Source organism: Ensifer sp. Root31 (assembly GCF_001424825.1).
In the GTDB taxonomy this organism is placed as follows: Bacteria; Pseudomonadota; Alphaproteobacteria; order Rhizobiales; family Rhizobiaceae; genus Ensifer; species Ensifer canadensis.
Map to the genome: position 1 here is coordinate 493,431 of NZ_LMCO01000012.1, position 18,847 is coordinate 512,277.

The following is an 18,847-nucleotide window of genomic DNA, read 5'->3' on the forward strand; positions in this document are numbered from 1 at the left end:
GTGAAGGACCATGCGCGTGTCTATCGGCTGTCGGCGGGCAAGGAGCCGCCGGAAACCACCTTTATCAACATCTCAGGCAAGCAGATGAATACGGTCCATGCCAATGACTTCCATTTCTACGAGGAGCTGAACAGCGTCATCCAGACCGAGCCGGGCGATGCATTCGATCCCGAAATTGTCGGCCTGTTCGCATCTATTGGCATAAAGAAGGGCAAGCCGTTCGCGCCTGATACCCGCATGAGGGCAATCCTCACCGAGGCTGTTGCAGTCGGCAATGCGACGGCCCGGTCCATGGTCTTTGCTCCCCGCGATGAACGCGCGAAATTTTACCCCGACCGTCAATGGAACAATGGCTTCATCGGCAACAGCTATCAGTTCCTGAACGACGGCGAACGCATGCTCGACGCGCGCACGATGTTCCACTACGCGGCGACGGGGATCACACCTGCGATGGCAGATGCAAAGCCCGGCACCGGCTCAGCCTACGCGTTTGCGGTCAGGGACTCGACCGGAACCTATCTCGACGGCAGCCAGACATACAAAATCACCTTGCCTGCCCCCGTTCCGGTCGGACAGTTCTGGTCGTTCACGGTGTATGACAATCAGACCAGATCAATGTTGGAGACTGACCAGAAGCTCGCAGGCATCGACAGCAATCAGCCGGGCATCAAGAAGAACGAGGACGGTTCGGTGACAGTCTGGTTCTCTCCAGAGGCTCCGTCGGGACAAGAGGGAAACTGGGTTCAAACCATACCCGGCAAGGGCTGGAATTCGCTGTTGCGGCTGTATGCTCCATTGGAGCCATGGTTCGACAAGAGTTGGAAGCCAGGCGACTTCGAGAGGGTTGATTGAACACGCGCCGCGGGTTCCGGATGTTTTGCATACGGTCCGACACCCGCCCCGCTGGGAAGTCACCGAAGAAATGAACCACAGGCACTGCATGAGTGCTAGATTTCTTGCGTCTGCCGCCGTGGCAAGTGTTTCTGCCCCCAACGCTTTTTTCAGCGCAGCCAATGACCGGTTATTGGCTGCGCTAGCGATTTTCGAGAGGTTCGCCTCACGTCCGCTGTCGGAGGCACAAGCTTCGATCCTGCGGGGCGGCGTCTTTATGAGTACATGGCCTCGTTGGAAGGTTGCCGCAGCGGAGGCAACCTTCTTTTTTGGTTATGCAGAACCAACTTACTCGGGGCGCTAGGCAGCACCCCGTGGCGCGCGCCGGGCGCGAACCAGCATCGGACCGTATTCGATGCAGAACAGCGCAAAGGCTGTGATCCAGAGTGCTCCCGATAGCGCGAGCAGGTGATGATAGTGCGCCGGCAGGATCTCGGCGAAGGGGCGCGCCAGCGCCGCGCCGATGATGGCGATGTAAGAGGCGCAGCTGAGGTTCGATGCAGCCAATGGCCGTCCGGTGTGTCCGCGGCTTGCGCGCGTCATGACGGCCAGCATCATGCAGGCTATGACCCCAACGGTCATCACATGCATGACGGGGTACGCGTCGAGAGCGCCGACCGCGCCTGCCGCAACGGCGGCAAAGCCGAGTGGAACGAAGGCATAGGCCGCGTGCAGGACGAACACGATCTTGTCCGGCCACGTGGTCCACCCGCGCCAGCGGATAAGCCGGGCCGCCTGCAGCAACGAGGCGGCGGACGCTACCGTAGCCGTGACGATGTGTTGCGGCGCGAAGGTCCAGCAGACAAGAGCAGCGACGCCGACGAGAATCGTCACTGTGTCAAAGCGGTTATAGGGAACCGGAAAGTCGGTCCGGCCGAACTTGTTCAGCCAGTTGCGGGTGAAGCTTGGCAGAATTCTGCCGCCGACAATCATGATCAGCATGACATAAGCGCCGATCGCCAGCCGTGCCGCCGCGTCGACGTCGAGCTCACGGACGACGGAGATATGGAACCACGCATTGGCGGCTGAAAGAAGAACCAGACCGCCGACGATTTTCAGATCTTTCCACTTCCGACCGACGATGATTTCGCGCGCGCAGATCGCGAGCAACGCCGGCATGAAGGCGGCCTCGATGATCACTGCGAACTTCAATCCGATAACATCGGTTGCAAGCAGCGCCAGCCGCCCGGCAACCCACAGGGCGAACAGGTAGGCGAGCGGCCTGCCAGAAACTGGCAGCCTGCCGGTCCAGTTCGGAACAGCGGTCAAAAGGAAGCCTGCGAGTACGGCGGATGAGAACCCGAAGAGCATCTCGTGTGCGTGCCAATGGGCAGGGCCATATTCGCCGGCAATGTCGATACCCGTGGTAAGGGCGGCAATCCATCCGGCCATGGCGAAGATCGCCCAGAGACTGGCGCCGAGGAAGAAGGGTCTGAAGCCATAGGAAAAGAGAACGGGACCGGTGGTGGCGATTCCGCGCGGGATTCCTCCGCTGGGCCTTGGTTTGCTGAAGTAACTAAACATTGTTCGATCCTGTTCTTTCGTCGAGCGGACGGGTGGATGGGATCGATTTATCCGGGGCTTGCCGAGGCATCTTTGCGAAAACGCAATTATAGAGCCTGGCGAACGCCGCCCCCGGCGAAGATTTGCAGAAAAACATCCACTTTCCGGGGCGATTTGTTCCAAGACAAAGACGTCATTCGCTCTCGGTTCTACTTGAGGCATGACTACTGAAAAACCGGTGGTCAAAACCTGAGGTGAGCCCGCCAGGGACGGCAGAGGACACCGTAACACGTTGAATTTCGGCATGATTTTCGGACGACCACTCCGGTCGCGCGGTCATGCCCAAGGAGAGCAATGATGACAGAACAGCTGCAGATGACTCGCCGGACGATTCTGGCCGGCGCCGCCTTCGCTGGCGCGCTGACGCCGATCCTGACGGCGACCTCGACCCAGGCCGCAACGGCCGCCGCTCCCGCGGCAGCGGACACGGCGCCGGTCGACATTGCGACACTGGAACGGGTCAAGGTCGACCTCGTCGCTCCGCCCTTCGTTCATGCTCACGATCAGGTCGCCAAGACCGGCCCGCGCGTGGTCGAGTTCACCATGACCATCGAAGAAAAGAAGCTGGTCATTGACGGCGACGGCACCGAAGTGCACGCCATGACCTTCAATGGCTCGGTTCCCGGTCCGCTGATGGTCGTCCACGAGAACGACTATGTCGAACTCAGATTGATCAACCCCGCCACCAACACGCTGCTGCACAATATCGACTTTCACGCAGCAACGGGGGCCTTGGGCGGTGGCGGCCTGACGCAGGTCAATCCCGGCGAGGAGACGACCTTGCGCTTCAAGGCGACCAAGCCTGGCGTCTTCGTCTACCATTGCGCGCCGGAAGGCATGGTGCCCTGGCACGTTACCTCGGGCATGAACGGCGCCATCATGGTGCTGCCGCGTGACGGGCTTAAGGATGAGAAGGGACAGCCGCTGACCTATGACAAGGTCTACTACGTGGGCGAGCAGGATTTCTACATCCCACGCGACGAAGCCGGCAACTACAAGAAATACGAAACGCCCGGCGAAGCCTATGAAGATACCGTCAAGGTCATGCGCACGCTGACCCCGACCCACGTCGTCTTCAATGGCGCGGTCGGAGCGCTGACCGGCGAGAAGGCGCTGACGGCGGCCGTTGGCGAACATGTGCTCGTCATCCACTCGCAGGCCAACCGCGATACACGGCCACACCTGATCGGTGGACACGGCGACTATGTTTGGGCAACCGGCAAGTTCCGCAACCCGCCCGAGCTTGATCAGGAAACCTGGTTCATTCCGGGCGGCACGGCCGGCGCGGCCTTCTACACATTCCGGCAGCCGGGCATCTATGCCTACGTCAACCACAACCTGATCGAGGCCTTCGAACTGGGCGCGGCCGGACACTTCAAGGTCACCGGCGAGTGGAACGACGATCTGATGACCTCGGTCGTCAAGCCGGCTTCGATGTAGCCCCGACATGACAATCGGCCGCGTTGCCCGAAGAGGTCTTTGGGCAGCGCGAGGCAGCGACAAAGGCATGCGCCGGATCCATCGGCGCATGCCAATAGAAGGGGAAGAACATGCGCGATAGACGTCACAAGAATTCGGTTTCGGTGTTTTCCGTCGCCGTTCCAGCTTTGCTGCTGGTTGCCATCGGCGGGGTGCTTTCGGCCAAGGTCGGGCTGCTGGATGACCTCGACGCAACGGTCGACACCCGCATCGAAGCGCCAGTGACAGTGACGATTGAGCCGCGCCGCATGGAATACCGGGCCGAAGGCCACTTCATCAAGAATGGCTTTGCCGTCGATGCACCGCTGGTCGATGCGACGCTGGCGAAACCGTTCAGGATCATGAAGTACCAGGTTAGCCGCACGGACTATCAGCGTTGCGTCGAAGACGGCGCTTGCGAAAAGGGTGAGCCGGCGGCAAGCCTCGGCAATGATACCCCGATGACCGGCGTCAACTACACCGACGCCAGCAACTATGCCGCCTGGCTGACGGAAAAGACGGGGCAGGTCTGGCGTTTGCCGACCGATCGGCAATGGGCCTTTGCGGCCGGCCGGAAATTTCCCGACGACGCGCTCGGCATTGACGGTAGCAAGGACAATCCGGCGCTGAGGTGGCTTGCCGACTACGAGCGCGAATCCGCGCGGCAGAAGTCGAAGAACCCAATGCCGCAACCGTCGGGCACGTTCGGCGAAAACGAATTCGGCGTCGCCGATCTCGACGGCAATGTCTGGGAATGGACGCAGACCTGCCACCGTCGCGTGACGATCGGCGTCGATGGCGAAGTGCTGAAGATATCGCCAGCCTGCGGGATCTACGTCGTCGACGGCAAGCACCGTGCGTCGATGAGCTTTTTCATTCGCGATCCGAAGAGCGGCGGTTGCGCGGTCGGCGTGCCGCCGGACAATCTCGGCTTCCGCCTGGTTCGCGACGATCGTTGGTATGCGGACATGCTGTACGCCTTCGAGCGCCGTTTCCCCGGTGCGGTGTAACAGCGCGGGGCCTTGATTATCGCCGCTTAAGGGCGGCGAAAGGGTGTTGTCCGCTTCTTCCTCCCGATCGCACGTGATATAGCAGCCCGCATCGCCGATCCGCAGGAGACAGGAAACGACGTGGCTGCACTGGACCGAACACTCGTCAAATCACTCCCGCTGTTTCAGAAGATGAGCGATCAGGAGCTGGACAAGCTCCTGGCGCACGCGACCGTGCGGCGCGTCCCCCAGAATGAGGCCGTCTTCGAGCAGGGGGCTGCGGCCGACTCATTCTATCTGCTTCTGCACGGACGCCTTAAGGTCACTCAGGTCACCCGCGACGGACAACAGATCATCGTCCGTGTGGTCAATCCGGGCGATCTGTTCGGCTTTGCCCGCGCGCTGCAGCGCAGCGACTATCCGGGCACGGCGATGACGGCAACGGAAAGCCTCGTCCTCGCCTGGCCGACAGAGCTCTGGAACGTGTTCGTCGAGAGCAATCCGCATCTGGCCATCAATGCGATGCACACGATCGGCCAGCGGCTCGACGAGGCCCATACCCGCATCCGCGAGATGTCGACCGAGGAAGTCGAACGCCGCGTCGCGCACGCGGTTCTGCGCTTGGCCGAACAGGCCGGAAAACGCGAAGAGCTCGGGGTGCGCATCGACTTTCCCATATCCCGCCAGGACATTGCCGAAATGACCGGAACGACGCTCCACACTGTCTCGCGCATTCTCAGCGCGTGGGAGGGACGGGGACTGGTGCAGGGCGGACGACAGAAGCTGCTTCTCTGCGATCTGCCAGGGCTTCGACGGCTCGCGGAACAGGTCGAGAAGAGCTAAGGATTGGACTGCCCCTCCGCGAGGTGTGTTGCTTCCAGACGTCCGGTCAAGGCCACTGTAGTCACCATCGGACCAATGCAGTACCTATGGGCAAACTCTAGAGCGCCGTGCGTTCAGATGAACGCACAAAGGACGCTCTAGCACTTTGAATCTAGAGCATCTTATCCGCTTTCGGTGATGCCACTTGAAAGCGGGATGCTCTAGTCGCGGGGTCCAATGGATCGACTTGATGCTATGCGGGTACTGCTTGCGGTGGTCGACGCCGGAAGTTTGTCGGCTGGCAGCCGCAAGCTGAATGCTCCCTTGCCGAGTGTCAGCCGCAAAGTCGCTGATCTCGAGCGGCACCTCGGTGCAAACCTAATCATTCGCACAAGCCGAAACCTGCAACTGACTGATGCCGGTCGTGATTATGTCGAAGCGGCGCGGAAGATCGTGGCGGACCTGGAGGAGGCCGAGCGACGCGCCTCGGGTGAATATCAAACACCGCGCGGAACGTTGACGATCACGATGCCGGTGGAGTTCGGAAGCCGCTACGTGCTGCCGATTGCATTGGACTTCATGGACAAGCACCCGGAAGTCTCCTTGAACATCTTGTCGTTGGACCGCTCAGTCAATCTCGTCAACGAGCAGGTGGATGTTGCCATTCGTCTCGGGGAACTTGCCGACAGCTCTCTTTACGCAGTCAAGGCTGGCGAGTTTCGCCTTCTGACGGTTGCCAGTCCAGCTTATCTCAAGCGGCATGGCGTGCCTGAGCATCCGAGCGACCTGCCGAAGCATGACGGCATCATGTTCAACAACCGCTCGTTCTTCTGGGGATTTGACGTCGACGGTAAACTGATCGAAGCTCTTCCGATCACCCGGCTCGAAGTCAACACGGCGGCAAATTGTGTTGCCGCCGCGTTAGGTGGCGTGGGCATCGCCCGGGTCTTCGACTACCAGGTACCGGAGGAGCTCTCCACCGGTGCGCTTGTGCCGATCCTGCAAGGTTATGGCGGCGAGGCGAAACCGATCCATATCGTTTATTCGCGTCAAGGGCTTCTCGCACTTAAGGTGCGCGCCTTCATCGACTGGGCCCTGCCGCGGCTTCGTACGACTTGCAGCGAGTATGGATCGGCCGCCTGATAGCTACGCCCCGTCACCGAAATGAAGCTCGAACCTCTTCGATCGTTTGCTTCGGGCTCTGCAGATGAGGGTAATGCCCAACGCCGGCAAGAAGATTGAGTTTTGCGGGGAGCCTTGAGGCGAGTTCGAGCCCCATTTCCTTCTTGATGTAGAGGTCGTTCTCACCCCAAACCACATTTACGGGTGTTTTGAACCGGGCCAATTGCGATTCAAAATAGTCCTGGTCCCGCGTGAAGTGAGAATAGTAGTATGAGAAAGCGTCTGCCGTCGTCATAGCGCCGTGGTTCCAGCCGTTGGCCATGTCGTCCTTGAATTCCTGCGAAACCTCGAACTGCGCTTCCTTGGGCAGGCCTCGTCTGAAGGCGTTCTCGAGGATATCCGCGCGATTCTTGTTCAGCTGGGCACGCGCCTGACCGGTCGCTCCCGCCACCTTCAGGCTTTGCAGGCTCTCGTACATGTATTGGGGCCTGTTGAAGGGAGCGAAGTCACCGACAATGATCGTCTTGGCGATATCAGGGTTTTCCAACGCCAGGAGAAGCGCCGGCAGGGCTCCGATGTCGGTTGCGTAGATCGTCAGCTTCGATGTGTCGATATCGGCCTTCGCCACGTATTCGTTCAAGACGCGCGCGTAGTCCTTGGGTGCATAGGAAAATCTGTCGACCGCTGGCCTTGATGAGAGGCCGTAGCCTGGCCAGTCGAAAGCATGAACCTCGTAGTCATTGCCAAGGGCGAGCGAAACATCTTTCCAGGCATAGAGGGTCTCCGGAAACCCATGCAGGAAGAGAACGGTCCCTTTCGGTCTCGGGTTGTGCACTACCATTCTTCTAAGCGTGATGTCTGCATCGATCTTCAGGAAGTCGATGTTGGCCTTTGGTTGCCGGGTGTCTTCGGCGCTTGCCGGTGCGATGGCCGAGCAAAGCACCGCGGCCGCCGCTAACAACGTCCCAATGGATGATTTTGGCATGTCAGTTTCCTCAATGTAGCGTCAGATCAGTAGATCAGGCGATCGACTTGCGCCTGAAGGCGAGGGCCGATCAGGAGGATTGCGGGAATGACGATCACGTAGCCGATCCCCCAGGAACGCAGCCACGTCAGGACAAATCCATTCGAAAAGCCCAGATTGAAGGCGAGAAGCGAGAAGGAGATGATCCCCGTCGTCACGACGCCCATCGACAGGGCGAATGCGATTTTCCGTTTCAGATGTATGTGCATGTCTCTCTCCCAGAGGGCTCGGAAATAGTGGCTCAATCAGCCTGCTTGTCGTCAGCGACGCGCTCAGGACCTGGCATAAGAATTGAGCGCCACGCCCGCGGCCGGTAGAGCAAGAATGCGAGAGGCAGCCTCTTGATGTCGGCAAGTCCCAAACGGGGCGGAATGACATACACCGGTCGCGAAAGGACGAAATGTCATGTCGCGAACGCACCCGAAGGCCCTTGTGACCTACGCGTCATGCGCGATCGGTCTCCTTTATGCCGATCGGCTGGCGCGCCGCGGATACGATGTTGTGATGCTTGCAAATGGTGCTGATCGACCAGCCGCGCTTGCGCGTATTCTGCAAGCCGAAACCGATGCGGCGGTCGAGATCATCACTCCAAACCTTTGCACCGATCGCGGCCTGGATGACGTGGAAGCCAGTTTCGCGCGAGGAACCGGCTTTGACGTCGTCGTCAATAATCTCGGCCTGCCTCCCGGCAAGGCACTGGCCGAAGCTTCTGCGGCAGATCTCGACCGCCTGATTGGCACGAATGTGAGGGCATACACGCGCATTTCGGCGGCCGCCGCCCGGAGCATGGCCCTTCGGCGCCACGGTGCGATTATCAACGTGGCGTCGGCCGTCGGCATCGCACCCGAAACTGCAACCGGCGTCTATGGCGCGAGCAAGGCCTTCCTGATCGCCCTGGCCCGCACGATGCAACACGAACTGGGACATCACGGCGTTTATGTACAATTGGTTCTGACCGCCGCAATCCGCACCGATGTCTGGCCATTTGCGGGATGTGAAGCCGAACTTCTGCCCGGAATGATGAGTGCCGCCGACGTGGTGGATGCCGCATTGGTCGGATTCGACCGTCGCGAGCCGCTGACCATTCCCTCTCTGGCGAAGGCAAGCCAATGGGCGCGGTACGAACACGCGCGCAAGACGCTGCTCGATGATCTCGTGAATGGCGAGTTGGCGCCGCGATATCGGCGCCTTGTCTGACCCGAGACTACGAAACGAGAGGCTGGCTCTCATTTCCCCTCAGTACCGGTCGCTGGGTGTCCAGCCTAATCTAAAGGGCATGAGCAGAGACCGAAGCTCGCCAGCGATGACGGCCTGCTTTCACCACAATCAGAGAGGAACGACGATGCAAGAGACGTTGGGAAAAGCTGTCATTACCGGTGCATCGAGTGGTATCGGTGCGCTTTACGCTGATCGCCTGGCTCGGAAGGGTTATGATCTGATCCTCGTCGCGCGAAACGGCGATCGGCTGCGGCGAGCTGCTGCAACCATTCACGAGCAGACGGGCCGCACGGTTGAAACGGTCGCGGCCGACCTGACGGTCGCGGACGATGTGGCGCGGGTCGCGGCGCAGATCGCCGGTGATCCGCGGATAACCATGCTGGTCAATAATGCCGGCGTCGGAGCAACTGCGCCTCTGCTCCAATCTGACGCTCACGCCATGAGCGCGATGATCGCACTCAACGTCGACGCTCTGATGCGCCTCACCTATGCCGCGGTGCCTGCCTTCGTTGAGCGGAACAGGGGCACCATCATCAATATCGCTTCGATCGTGGCGGTTGCACCTGAGAGACTGAATGGCGTCTACGGCGGCACGAAGGCCTTTGTTCTCGCCTTCAGCCAGAGCCTGCGTCAGGAGCTCGCCGACAGCAACGTTCATGTGCAGGTCGTGTTGCCAGGCGCCACTGCGACCGACTTCTGGGATATCGCCGGCTTGCCCGTGCAGCACTTGCCCCAGGAAATCGTCATGCCGGCCGATGCCTTGGTCGACGCCGCGCTCATGGGTCTCGCCCGCAACGAATTCGTTACGATCCCCAGCCTTCACGATGTCGGCCAGTGGGACACCTTCGAGGCTGCCCGCCAGGCGATGGCCGACAATCTGTCTACGAACAAACCCGCCGACCGCTACCTGGCCAACTGACCACCATTGAGGGCACACGGGCGACAACGTCGACGCCCGGCAGTGCCTCGAACGAACGCTTAGATCAAGGGAAGCGCGAAGGCTCTATCGCTGTGTAGCATAGAGAATGGCCATGGAACGAGCAGACGGCGGGACCGCCTCGCTTGGCTTGGCAGATCGGGGCCAGTTATGGACAGGCAGTTTTATATCGGCGTTTTCGCGGCGATTTTTGCCGCATTCGCCTTTTCCCTCAACTTCATCGTGCCGTTCGTCATCGGCGATTACTCTACCTTCGATTTTGCTCTGATCCGCCATGTCGTTTCGGCGGTGGTTGGCGTGTATATCTTGGTGATGACCAAGGGGGTGGCGCAGTACCTTACCCCCGGCAACTGGCTCATCGCCACGTGGCTCGCCTTCATCGGCTATGTCGGCTATTTCCTCACGGTTACGGGCGCGGCCATCTATGCCGGGCCGGTGATTGCGCCCGCATTCCTCGGACTTGTCCCGATCGTTCTGGCCCTCATCGGCAATCGGCGGCAGGGATCCCTGCCGTGGCGATTTTTGGTGATGCCGCTCATGCTGGTGTTGTTCGGTCTTGTTCTTGTCAACAGCGCCGCGTTCACCGAGGTCGGATTGGATTCTGTGCGTTCACTCTGGATTGGGGTTCCACTTTCTATCGCAGCCGTCGTGTTGTGGGTATGGTTTGCCATTGCTAACCAGGCAGCACTGGCCGCCAGACCGGGCATGCCTTCAGGTGTGTGGTCGGCTCTCATCCTCATCGGCGGCGGCATTTTGATGCTGGTTTTCTACCCGATTGGCGCAGCGATGGGGCTGTTCCAGCTTCCCAAGCTTGGTTTCGGATGGGGCACCGCTGCACCATTGTACCTGTGGGGTGTGTCGCTCGCTCTGGTGGCGACAGTTGGCGGCGTCTGGACCTGGAATGTGGCCGCGCGCAGCCTGCCGGTCGCGCTGGCGGCTCAATTGATCGTTTCAGAAACGGCCTTCGGCGTCATTGGTGGGCTCATTGTCCATGCTCGAATACCGACGGTTTTGGAAGGCGCCGGCGTTGCGATACTGATCGCCGGGGTCGTTCTGGCGATCCGCGTGTTCCATGGAAGAAGGGCCTGTTGAAGCGACCCATCATTCCATTTCTCCGGTAGCCTGGCGCGATTTTCGTTAGTTGGCTTCACCCATTGCCAGGACGATTTTTCCCTTCGGTCTCGGCAGCTCGCCTTCGAGCATCAAGTGCGCGTCCTTCGCTTGCTCAAACCGTAATGTCGCCCCGACATTCATCCGGAGGGCACCTCGGGAGACGAGAGAGGAGATGCGGGCAAGGCTTTCGGTCGATACGTCGACGAGAAAAAATTTGGACAGGACCTGGTGCTGTGCGGCCAGAGCCTGGTCCGGAACCGAAACGGCCGAAATCAATCGCCCTCCCTTTTTCAGCACCCGGAACGATCGCGTTTGGGTTTCTCCGCCCACCAGATCGATGACGGCATCGACATCGCGAATTTCGTCCTCAAATCTGGTTTTTGTATAGTCGATGACCGTTTCGCCACCGAGAGCAACAACGCTTTCGATGTCACCCGACGCGGCGGTGCACACTGTCCGAAGGCCCGCTTCTCTGGCGAATTGCACGGCATAGGCGCCGACGTTTCCCGCCGAACCGTGGATCAGCACAGTTTGGCCCCTTTCCAAACCAGCCTGATCGAAAAGTGCCTGCCATGCTGTTACCGCGATCACGGGCAGCGATGCCGCAGCGACGTGGTCAATCGACACTGGTTTGTTATCGAGCATGGAAGCACTGGCGACTGCGTATTGCGCGTATCCACCACAAAAGCGCTTGTTGGTGACGCCATAGACATAATCTCCAACCTTGAACCGCGTCACCCCAGCGCCGACCGCGCCGACCTCGCCTGAGATGTCCGAACCGAGAATGAGAGGGAGAGGCTGGGGCAGGGCGCTGTTGCCGGCGCGAATCCACCCATCCCAAGGGCCAACACCAGCCGCATGGACCTTGACGATGACCTCGTTCATCCCTGGCTCTGGAGTGTCCACGCGCTCCAACTGCATTACATCTGGCGGCCCGAACTGATGGACGCGCCATGCCTTTCCTGAGAAGGTCTTTGAGACATCCGGCATGTGTTTTCCTCTCGATGTTAGTGCAGTGACGAGCGCGCTGCTCACAGTGAAACAGCCCGGGCTCCACCGCCAAATCGCGTTGGGCCGCGCTGCGGACGCGCGATCGGCCGCGGTCCGCGAGCGCTGTTTCGAGGCTATCTGCCAATCGCCGCGTGGGGCACATTCCTGAAGCTTATGGCCATCCGATTGTAGGCGTTCATGAGGCTGATCGCGATCGTGAGATCGACGTGTTCGCGTTCGCTGAAGACGGCGCTGACAGCGCCATAGGCGTCACTAGGCACACCCGTCTCTGCCACGCGCGTCACTGTTTCGGCCCATGCGAGCGCCGCACGCTCGCGCTCGTCGAAGAGAGGGCCGGCTTCCCGCCAGGCTTGAAGCAACGCGATCTTCTCGATCTGCTGCCCCTTCTTCAAAAGATCCCGCGTGTGCATGTCGAGACAATAGGCACAGTTGTTGATCTGGGAAACACGCAGATAGACCAGCTCGAGCAAAACGGATGGGAGGCCGCTTTGCATGACGTAGCCGTAGACACCGCCCAGCGCTTTCGCGCCGGCAGGAGCGATTTGGTTATAGTCCAGACGGGCTGACATCGGTTCATTCCTTTGCTTTGGCTGTGGTGGTCAGTTCCTTGTCGTCGGTGTCGACGACAAAGACAGCCAGAAGCTTGGCAGGTTCGGTCTTGCTCGCGTTGCGGCTTACGAGGTGGCTGGAGCCAGGGGTCTCGTAGAAGCTTTCGCCGGGACGATAGGTCCTCTTGGGCTCATCGTTCACCTGTGACTCGATTTCTCCCGACAGAACATAGGCAAAAATGAACGCCGATTTTGCATGGACATGTGGCAGTGACGCTCCGCCTGGACCGTAATCGACGACCACGGCGCGAACCGACTTGCCGGGAATGTTCGGAATATTCTGCTCGAAGGCCGGCGTAACTGTTTCGAGGGGATCATGCGCGGCGACGGGCATCGCAGCGGCAATGGCGACTGCGGTGCAGGCTGCACCGATGATGGATCGTGCATTCATGATGACATTTCTCCTTTGTGGCCTGTTCATCTACTCGCTATAAATACCCCTCGACTGGTCCTGTAATAAGCACCAGGAACGCACGAAAACCCTGTACCACGGGACGGAATGGCTAAACCGCTTGAGCTGCAGATTGATCGCACTGCGAAGAACCCGCTGGCGGACCAGATCTGCATGGGCATCACGGCCGCGATCGACAGTGGCGTACTGGCATCAGGTGTGCGCCTACCCTCCTGGATAGACTTGGCGGCCCAACTTGGCGTCGCCCGTGGCACCGTTCGGCTGGCCTACGATAAACTGGCGGCGGCTCAGCTTATCGTTGCATCTCGCGCAACGGGAACGCGTGTAACGGAGCGACCGATCCTATCCCGGCGACAGGATTCCCCACCGGAGCCTGGCTCCTTCATGGAGCGGTATCAGGAGATGATCGCGGGCCCGGCAATCTTCCAGATGGGCGTGCCGGCGAAGGAGACCTTTCCCGCAAAACTCTTCGCCAGGATCCGGTCCCAAAGTGTGCGCGCCGAGGCGAGCGCACCGGCGATGTATCCGGACCCACGCGGCGAACTCGAGCTGCGGCGGGAGATCGCCGCCTATCTTGCCATTGCGCGCGGGATCGAGTGTTTGCCCTCTCAGATCCTCATCACTTGCGGTTTTGCCAGCGGCCTTGGATTGACCCTCCACGCGTTTGGGCTCGAAGGACGCAAGGCATGGATGGAGGATCCTGGATTTCCGTTCACGCGGCGCGGGCTTGAGTTGGCGAGATTGTTGCCTGTCCCTGTCCCGGTTGACGCCGACGGCATCGATGTCGACTACGGCCTTCGCATCGCTCCGGACGCGGGGCTAGTCGTTGTGACACCTGGACAGCAGGCTCCAACTGGAATGACGCTTTCGCTCGGGCGACGGCTGCATCTTCTTGATTGGGCGGATCAGGCGGGAGCTTGGGTAATCGAGGATGATTATTTGGGCGAGTTGCAACTGACAGGCCGCGCCGCGCCGGCACTCGCCTCGATTGATCGTGCAGGCCGGGTCATCCATATCGGCTCGTTCAGCAAGACCATAAGTCCGACATTGCGCCTCGGCTTTGTCCTCGTGCCGCGGTCTCTGGAAGCCCGCTTCGCCGAGGTGGCGGCATGTTTGGCGCCTCCGCCCGGGCCATCCGTACAACTCGCCACCGCGGAGTTTATTTGCGAGGGGCATTTCTTGCGGCATCTGCGGCGCACGAAACGCGCATACACGGCACGCCGAGACGCATTGCTGCGGTGTCTGGAGGCGCGCGCAGACGGGATAATCGTTGATACGGCGGGTCTGGCCGTTCTGTTGCGCCTCCCCGATGGCGCGCCGGATGTTTCCATCGTGCGCGAAACGCTACCGTTCGGCCTGGCACCGGCACCCTTGTCGGTATGGCACGCGTCGCCAGCCTTCGCGAAACCCGGTCTGCTTTTGGGCGTTGCCACGTGTCCTCAGCAATATGTCGAGCGGTCTTGTGACCGCCTTCTCGAAATTATTCATCGCTGCACATCGTCGCGATGAGGAAGGCACCGGCCCAATCCGTCGGTCTTTTCTGACAGCCTGATCACGGATCCAATGTGCCAACCTTCAAAGGTGGCGGTCAACATACTCCGCCACTCGCGTGCACAAGGGCGAAAGAACGGAGCCTGAGGCCAGCAAGGGGCAGTCTATTGGAGCGCTGGTGATCGCGATCAATCACAGCCGGTGCTTGTCAGCTAGAGGCGCGGGGTTCTGGGTGAGAACTCCTCATCGAGATCCTCGAAATGAAAAGGCGGAGCGAGCGTTCCGTGTGCCTCAGTTGTGGCGAGGAGACCGGCACTGGACCGACTGATTGGCACGAACGGTGCCCTCTTGAAATCGCCCGAGTAAAACAGGGAGGCCGCTGCGGCGACGCAGAAGGCAAGAAAAAGATTGATGATGCCGGACATTTCACGTGCCTTGCTTTGATATTGGCGCCCAATCCGCGGCCAGTGTTCCAGGTGCTGCTTGCCCCGACCATTTACCGCCAAACCACATGGCCTGCAGGCAAGTCTCGACGCCTTGACACAGATCGATAACGCACCTGGAACACTGGTATTCGTTGCGCATGTAGACGTAACCTTGATTTCTCAAGCGTTTGTATCCGATGCCAACGAACCCATCTTCCTGCGATCGCGTATACCGGATATGTCTGCCAAGGGGCGTTTCTGTAATCATTTGTATCCGCGCAGGCGGATTGCGGCGGCGCCTCAATCGAGAGCGGTTATCGCAACGGCGCTTTCACGACCGTTTCTATCCTTGCGACACCCTCCAGCGTACGATGGACCGGGCATTTGTCGGCGATTTCAGCGATCTTGTCTCGAAGCTCCTCTGAGACCTCGCCGTCGATTGATATGACGCGTTCGAAGCGATCAATCCTGCCGCCAGTGCTGCGCTCAGATTCCGTGCATTCCACACAATCCCTGGCATGGATCTTCGTGTGGGAGACATCAACGCCGATGCGTCCGAGCGGCAGATTCTTGTATTCGGCGTATTGGCGCAGCGTCATCGACGTGCAGGCGCCGAGCGCAATGGACAGGAAGTCAAAGGGTGACGGACCGGAATCGAGCCCGCCCATTGCCTTTGGTTCATCGGCGAAAAGACGATGGCTGCCGGCCTGGGTGGTGTTCTGAAATTTGCCGCCGCCTGTCTCCGTCACCCGCACATGCTCTATCGGCTCCGCGCCTTGCGGCGTATCGGCAGCGAGATAGCGCGTCATCCATCCTGAAATGACCCGTCCGGCAAAGGCTGCGTCCTCAAGATTTGTGAGCAAGTGGTCTGCCTTGTCCAGCGATATGAAGCTTTTTGGATGTCTGGCTGCGCCGAAGATTTCGGTAGCGTTGTCGATGCCGACGGTTTCGTCCAAGGGGCTATGCAAAATGAGCAGTGGCTTTTTCAGCGACGCGACGGCGTCCTTGATGCGGTGCGCACGCGCATCCTCGACAAATTGCATGTTGACGAGAAACTTGCGTCCGGCGAGATCCACTTCCGCCGAACCGGACGTCTCGATCTCCTTGAGGCTCGCGCCCAAGTTCTTCAACACGTGGCCGACATCGGCCGGTGCGCCAATCGTTGCAACCGCGCGGACTTCAGCAATGTCCCTGGCCGCCGCGAGCACTGCGGCCCCGCCGAGCGAATGACCGACCAGCAACGAGGGTGCCTGGAAGTGATGACGTAGATAGTCGGCCGCCGAGACAAGGTCGGCAACATTCGAGGAGAAATTCGTCGATGCGAATTCGCCTTCACTCGATCCCAACCCCGTGAAGTCGAAACGCAGGACAGCGATACCCTCTCGGGCCAGTTCCGCTGCGATCCGGCGCGCCGACGCCAGGTCCTTGGAACAGGTGAAACAATGGGCAAACAGAGCGTAGGCGCGCAGGGGCCCGCTGGGGAAGTCGAGCCGGGCGGCAAGAGCTGCTCCGGAATGGCCGGCAAATTGAAGCCGTTGCGAACTGAAAGCCATAGGAATGCTCCATCGCTGCTGGGATGTGCGCAGTCTATATGAGCGGCGGCGGGCGGCTACCCGGATTCGTTCCGGACCCATTCGGCTCGTGCCCTTCACCTGAGCCAAGCGTTGCGGCAAGCTGTGTGCTCCCGACTGCAGCCAGGCAACCAACGTGGAGCATCAGACATGGACATCAATCAGGTCAGATACTTCCTCAATCTGGCTGAAACGTTGAACTTCACGGAAGCCGCGCGTCGAAGCGGCGTGTCGCAACCGAGCTTGACGCGCGCAATTCAACGCCTCGAAGAAGAGCTGGGCAGTCCACTGATCTATCGCGATGGCAAGGACAGCCGCCTCACGGCGCTTGGTCGCGACGTCCAGGCTGAATTCATGCGGGTGGAACTCGCTCTTCGAAACGTGCGCGAACATTCAGAAAGCACGGTCCACGGCCGCCGCCGTATTCTCGACATTGCCGTTGCCCCGACGATCGGCCCCGCCAAGTTCACGGCATTCTTTGACAAAGTGCTCAGCCAACTCCCTGCCGTAAACCTCAACATGCATCAGTTGTCGGCCGGCGAGGGTGCGCTCGAGGTGCTGTCGGGCAAGTATCATGCCTGCATCCTTCCGGAAGCGCCACGTTTCAACCCCAAGCTCAACATCGTGCCGCTGTTTCGTGAGCGATTTCTGCTCGCCTGCGCTGAGGGCCATCCGCTCGCCGGAAATGAAGTCGTCAGCGCCAAGGTCATCGCCTCGTATCCATATGTCGACCGGCTCGCCTGCGAGTTCCACACCCAGATCACAGAGCACCTGATGAACCACAACGCGGTGATGCAGCCGCGTTTCAGTGCCGATCGCGAGGACTGGGTCCAGCAACTGGTGTCGGAAGGTCGCGCGATCTGCATTATGCCCGAGTGGTCGGTGGTGGTTGAGGGGATAGTGACCCGCAGGATCGAAGGCATGTCATTGGAGCGAGAGGTGGTATTGGCATCCGTTTCCGGTTCCGGCACGCCACTTGAGATGCGCAAGATCGCACAGATGGCAACCCGTCACGATTGGGCCTGAGCCGCGAAACGCCCCATGACATCGCTATTGAATCTATGCACGCCCTCTATTGGGAAAATCGCCGACCCAGCGCCATATTCTGGCAGCAAGTCCAATAGGAGTAATGGCTGTGAAGTACACGAAGACCGATGACGCGATCGCCAGGCTGACGTCGATTCAGTACCAAGTGACCCAGAAAAATGCGACGGAACGGCCCTTTACCGGGTCGTACAATGACAACAAGGAACCGGGCATCTACGTCGACATCGTTTCAGGCGAACCGCTGTTTGCCTCTGCCGACAAGTTCGAATCCGGTTGCGGCTGGCCGAGTTTTACCAAGCCGATCGTACATGCAAATGTTCGCGAATTGTCTGATGGTACTCATGGCATGATCCGCACCGAAGTGCGCTCAGCTCATGCCGATAGTCACCTCGGCCACGTGTTCACCGACGGTCCGGCAGATCGGGGTGGATTGCGTTATTGCATCAACTCCGCGGCGCTGCGGTTCATTCCGCTCGGTGAAATGCAGGCCGAGGGCTATGGTGCCTATCTCAACCAAGTGGAGACTTTCAAATGACCGAGAAAGCTGTTTTGGCTGGTGGCTGCTTCTGGGGCATGCAGGATCTAATCCGAGCGTTGCCCGGCGTCATCAAGACCCGGGTGGGTTACACCGGCGGCGATGTACCGAATGCGACCTACCGCAATCACGGCACCCATGCCGAAGCCATTGAGATCGTGTTCGACCCAGAATTGATCAGCTATCGGCGGATTCTGGAGTATTTCTTCCAGATTCACGACCCAACGACGGTCGACCGGCAGGGCAACGACATCGGCAGTTCGTACCGATCTGCGATCTACGTTCTTGGCGATGAGCAAAGACGAATAGCTGAAGACACCATCGCCGACGTTGACGCGTCGGGACTTTGGCCAGGAAAAGCCGTGACGTCAGTCGAGCCGGTTGGAGATTTCTGGGAGGCCGAGCCGGAGCACCAGGACTATCTGGAGCGCTATCCCAACGGCTACACCTGCCACTTTCCGCGCGCGAACTGGGTGCTACCCAAGCGGGAAGCAGCCGCGTAACCGCCGGGACGCCAGCTTCAAGAGAATGGCATCCCAGCGTTCTGGTGATTTGCCGGAACACTGGGATGCCCCAGTACACGGATGCGATCGCGAGCACATATGCCCGC

Annotated in this window: 20 protein-coding genes; 12 read left to right on the forward strand and 8 right to left on the reverse strand. The window is 59.8% G+C overall.

The annotated features are described in order from the left end of the window. The gene (locus tag ASD00_RS14185; RefSeq protein ID WP_244496049.1) at positions 1 to 852 is read left to right on the forward strand and encodes a DUF1214 domain-containing protein; all 852 of its coding nucleotides are present in this window, start codon (positions 1 to 3) and stop codon (positions 850 to 852) included. Positions 853 to 1,191: 339 nt separating this feature from the next. Here the strand turns inward: ASD00_RS14185 and ASD00_RS14190 are convergent, their stop codons facing one another. Beyond that, complete coding sequence (locus ASD00_RS14190; protein ID WP_057207223.1) at positions 1,192 to 2,415, reverse strand: NnrS family protein; 1,224 nt, start codon at positions 2,413 to 2,415, stop codon at positions 1,192 to 1,194. 336 nt (positions 2,416 to 2,751) lie between these two features. On the opposite strand from ASD00_RS14190, the gene nirK reads away from it, so the two are divergent. The 4 genes from nirK to ASD00_RS14210 all read left to right on the forward strand — a co-directional run bounded on the left by nirK (position 2,752) and on the right by ASD00_RS14210 (position 6,866). Further along, a complete protein-coding gene (gene nirK / locus ASD00_RS14195; RefSeq protein WP_057207332.1) occupies positions 2,752 to 3,894 on the forward strand; it encodes a copper-containing nitrite reductase in 1,143 nt (380 codons plus the stop codon). Between the two features lie 110 nt (positions 3,895 to 4,004). Further along, positions 4,005 to 4,922: an SUMF1/EgtB/PvdO family nonheme iron enzyme gene (locus ASD00_RS14200; RefSeq protein WP_057207224.1), complete on the forward strand. Its 918-nt coding sequence runs from the start codon at positions 4,005 to 4,007 to the stop codon at positions 4,920 to 4,922. A 120-nt stretch (positions 4,923 to 5,042) separates the two neighbouring features. Further along, positions 5,043 to 5,744: a Crp/Fnr family transcriptional regulator gene (locus tag ASD00_RS14205; protein WP_025430196.1), complete on the forward strand. Its 702-nt coding sequence runs from the start codon at positions 5,043 to 5,045 to the stop codon at positions 5,742 to 5,744. Between the two features lie 216 nt (positions 5,745 to 5,960). Next, positions 5,961 to 6,866, forward strand: coding sequence for a LysR family transcriptional regulator (locus tag ASD00_RS14210; RefSeq protein WP_057207225.1), 906 nt, complete (start codon positions 5,961 to 5,963; stop codon positions 6,864 to 6,866). Positions 6,867 to 6,879: 13 nt separating this feature from the next. Here ASD00_RS14210 and ASD00_RS14215 read toward each other — a convergent pair whose 3' ends face one another. After that, a complete protein-coding gene (locus tag ASD00_RS14215) occupies positions 6,880 to 7,830 on the reverse strand; it encodes an alpha/beta hydrolase (protein WP_057207226.1) in 951 nt (316 codons plus the stop codon). A 26-nt stretch (positions 7,831 to 7,856) separates the two neighbouring features. Further along, positions 7,857 to 8,078: a DUF2798 domain-containing protein gene (locus ASD00_RS14220; protein WP_057207227.1), complete on the reverse strand. Its 222-nt coding sequence runs from the start codon at positions 8,076 to 8,078 to the stop codon at positions 7,857 to 7,859. Positions 8,079 to 8,274: 196 nt separating this feature from the next. Between ASD00_RS14220 and ASD00_RS14225 the strand changes: the two genes are divergently transcribed. The 3 genes from ASD00_RS14225 (at position 8,275) to ASD00_RS14235 (ending at position 11,116) form a co-directional block, all read left to right on the forward strand. Further along, positions 8,275 to 9,066 (forward strand): SDR family NAD(P)-dependent oxidoreductase, encoded by a 792-nt coding sequence (locus ASD00_RS14225; RefSeq protein WP_057207228.1) that lies wholly within the window; start codon positions 8,275 to 8,277, stop codon positions 9,064 to 9,066. 145 nt (positions 9,067 to 9,211) lie between these two features. After that, positions 9,212 to 10,006 carry an SDR family oxidoreductase gene (locus tag ASD00_RS14230; protein ID WP_057207229.1) on the forward strand — a complete coding sequence of 265 codons (795 nt, stop codon included), beginning with the start codon at positions 9,212 to 9,214 and terminating at the stop codon, positions 10,004 to 10,006. A 168-nt stretch (positions 10,007 to 10,174) separates the two neighbouring features. After that, a complete protein-coding gene (locus ASD00_RS14235; protein ID WP_057207230.1) occupies positions 10,175 to 11,116 on the forward strand; it encodes a DMT family transporter in 942 nt (313 codons plus the stop codon). Between the two features lie 45 nt (positions 11,117 to 11,161). Here the strand turns inward: ASD00_RS14235 and ASD00_RS14240 are convergent, their stop codons facing one another. The 3 genes from ASD00_RS14240 to ASD00_RS14250 all read right to left on the reverse strand — a co-directional run bounded on the left by ASD00_RS14240 (position 11,162) and on the right by ASD00_RS14250 (position 13,147). Beyond that, positions 11,162 to 12,127 carry an NADP-dependent oxidoreductase gene (locus tag ASD00_RS14240; RefSeq protein ID WP_057207231.1) on the reverse strand — a complete coding sequence of 322 codons (966 nt, stop codon included), beginning with the start codon at positions 12,125 to 12,127 and terminating at the stop codon, positions 11,162 to 11,164. A gap of 134 nt (positions 12,128 to 12,261) precedes the next feature. Then, a complete protein-coding gene (locus tag ASD00_RS14245; RefSeq protein WP_057207232.1) occupies positions 12,262 to 12,717 on the reverse strand; it encodes a carboxymuconolactone decarboxylase family protein in 456 nt (151 codons plus the stop codon). A 4-nt stretch (positions 12,718 to 12,721) separates the two neighbouring features. Continuing rightward, on the reverse strand, positions 12,722 to 13,147 hold the full coding sequence (locus tag ASD00_RS14250) for a cupin domain-containing protein (RefSeq protein WP_057207233.1): 426 nt from the start codon (positions 13,145 to 13,147) through the stop codon (positions 12,722 to 12,724). Between the two features lie 108 nt (positions 13,148 to 13,255). Between ASD00_RS14250 and ASD00_RS14255 the strand changes: the two genes are divergently transcribed. Further along, a complete protein-coding gene (locus tag ASD00_RS14255) occupies positions 13,256 to 14,677 on the forward strand; it encodes a PLP-dependent aminotransferase family protein (protein ID WP_057207234.1) in 1,422 nt (473 codons plus the stop codon). 194 nt (positions 14,678 to 14,871) lie between these two features. On the opposite strand, the gene ASD00_RS14260 is transcribed toward ASD00_RS14255, so the two are convergent. Then, on the reverse strand, positions 14,872 to 15,084 hold the full coding sequence (locus tag ASD00_RS14260) for a hypothetical protein (protein WP_025430185.1): 213 nt from the start codon (positions 15,082 to 15,084) through the stop codon (positions 14,872 to 14,874). A gap of 314 nt (positions 15,085 to 15,398) precedes the next feature. After that, positions 15,399 to 16,637: a bifunctional alpha/beta hydrolase/OsmC family protein gene (locus tag ASD00_RS14265; RefSeq protein WP_057207235.1), complete on the reverse strand. Its 1,239-nt coding sequence runs from the start codon at positions 16,635 to 16,637 to the stop codon at positions 15,399 to 15,401. A gap of 168 nt (positions 16,638 to 16,805) precedes the next feature. Here ASD00_RS14265 and ASD00_RS14270 point away from each other — a divergent pair, with 168 nt between their 5' ends. From ASD00_RS14270 to msrA, 3 genes are all read left to right on the forward strand, one after another. Continuing rightward, complete coding sequence (locus ASD00_RS14270; RefSeq protein ID WP_057207236.1) at positions 16,806 to 17,681, forward strand: LysR family transcriptional regulator; 876 nt, start codon at positions 16,806 to 16,808, stop codon at positions 17,679 to 17,681. Positions 17,682 to 17,790: 109 nt separating this feature from the next. Beyond that, positions 17,791 to 18,237, forward strand: coding sequence for a peptide-methionine (R)-S-oxide reductase MsrB (gene msrB, locus ASD00_RS14275; protein WP_025430182.1), 447 nt, complete (start codon positions 17,791 to 17,793; stop codon positions 18,235 to 18,237). Beyond that, positions 18,234 to 18,740 carry a peptide-methionine (S)-S-oxide reductase MsrA gene (gene msrA, locus ASD00_RS14280; protein WP_057207237.1) on the forward strand — a complete coding sequence of 169 codons (507 nt, stop codon included), beginning with the start codon at positions 18,234 to 18,236 and terminating at the stop codon, positions 18,738 to 18,740. Before msrB ends, msrA begins: the two co-directional genes overlap by 4 nt. The last annotated feature ends 107 nt before the right edge of the window (positions 18,741 to 18,847 follow it).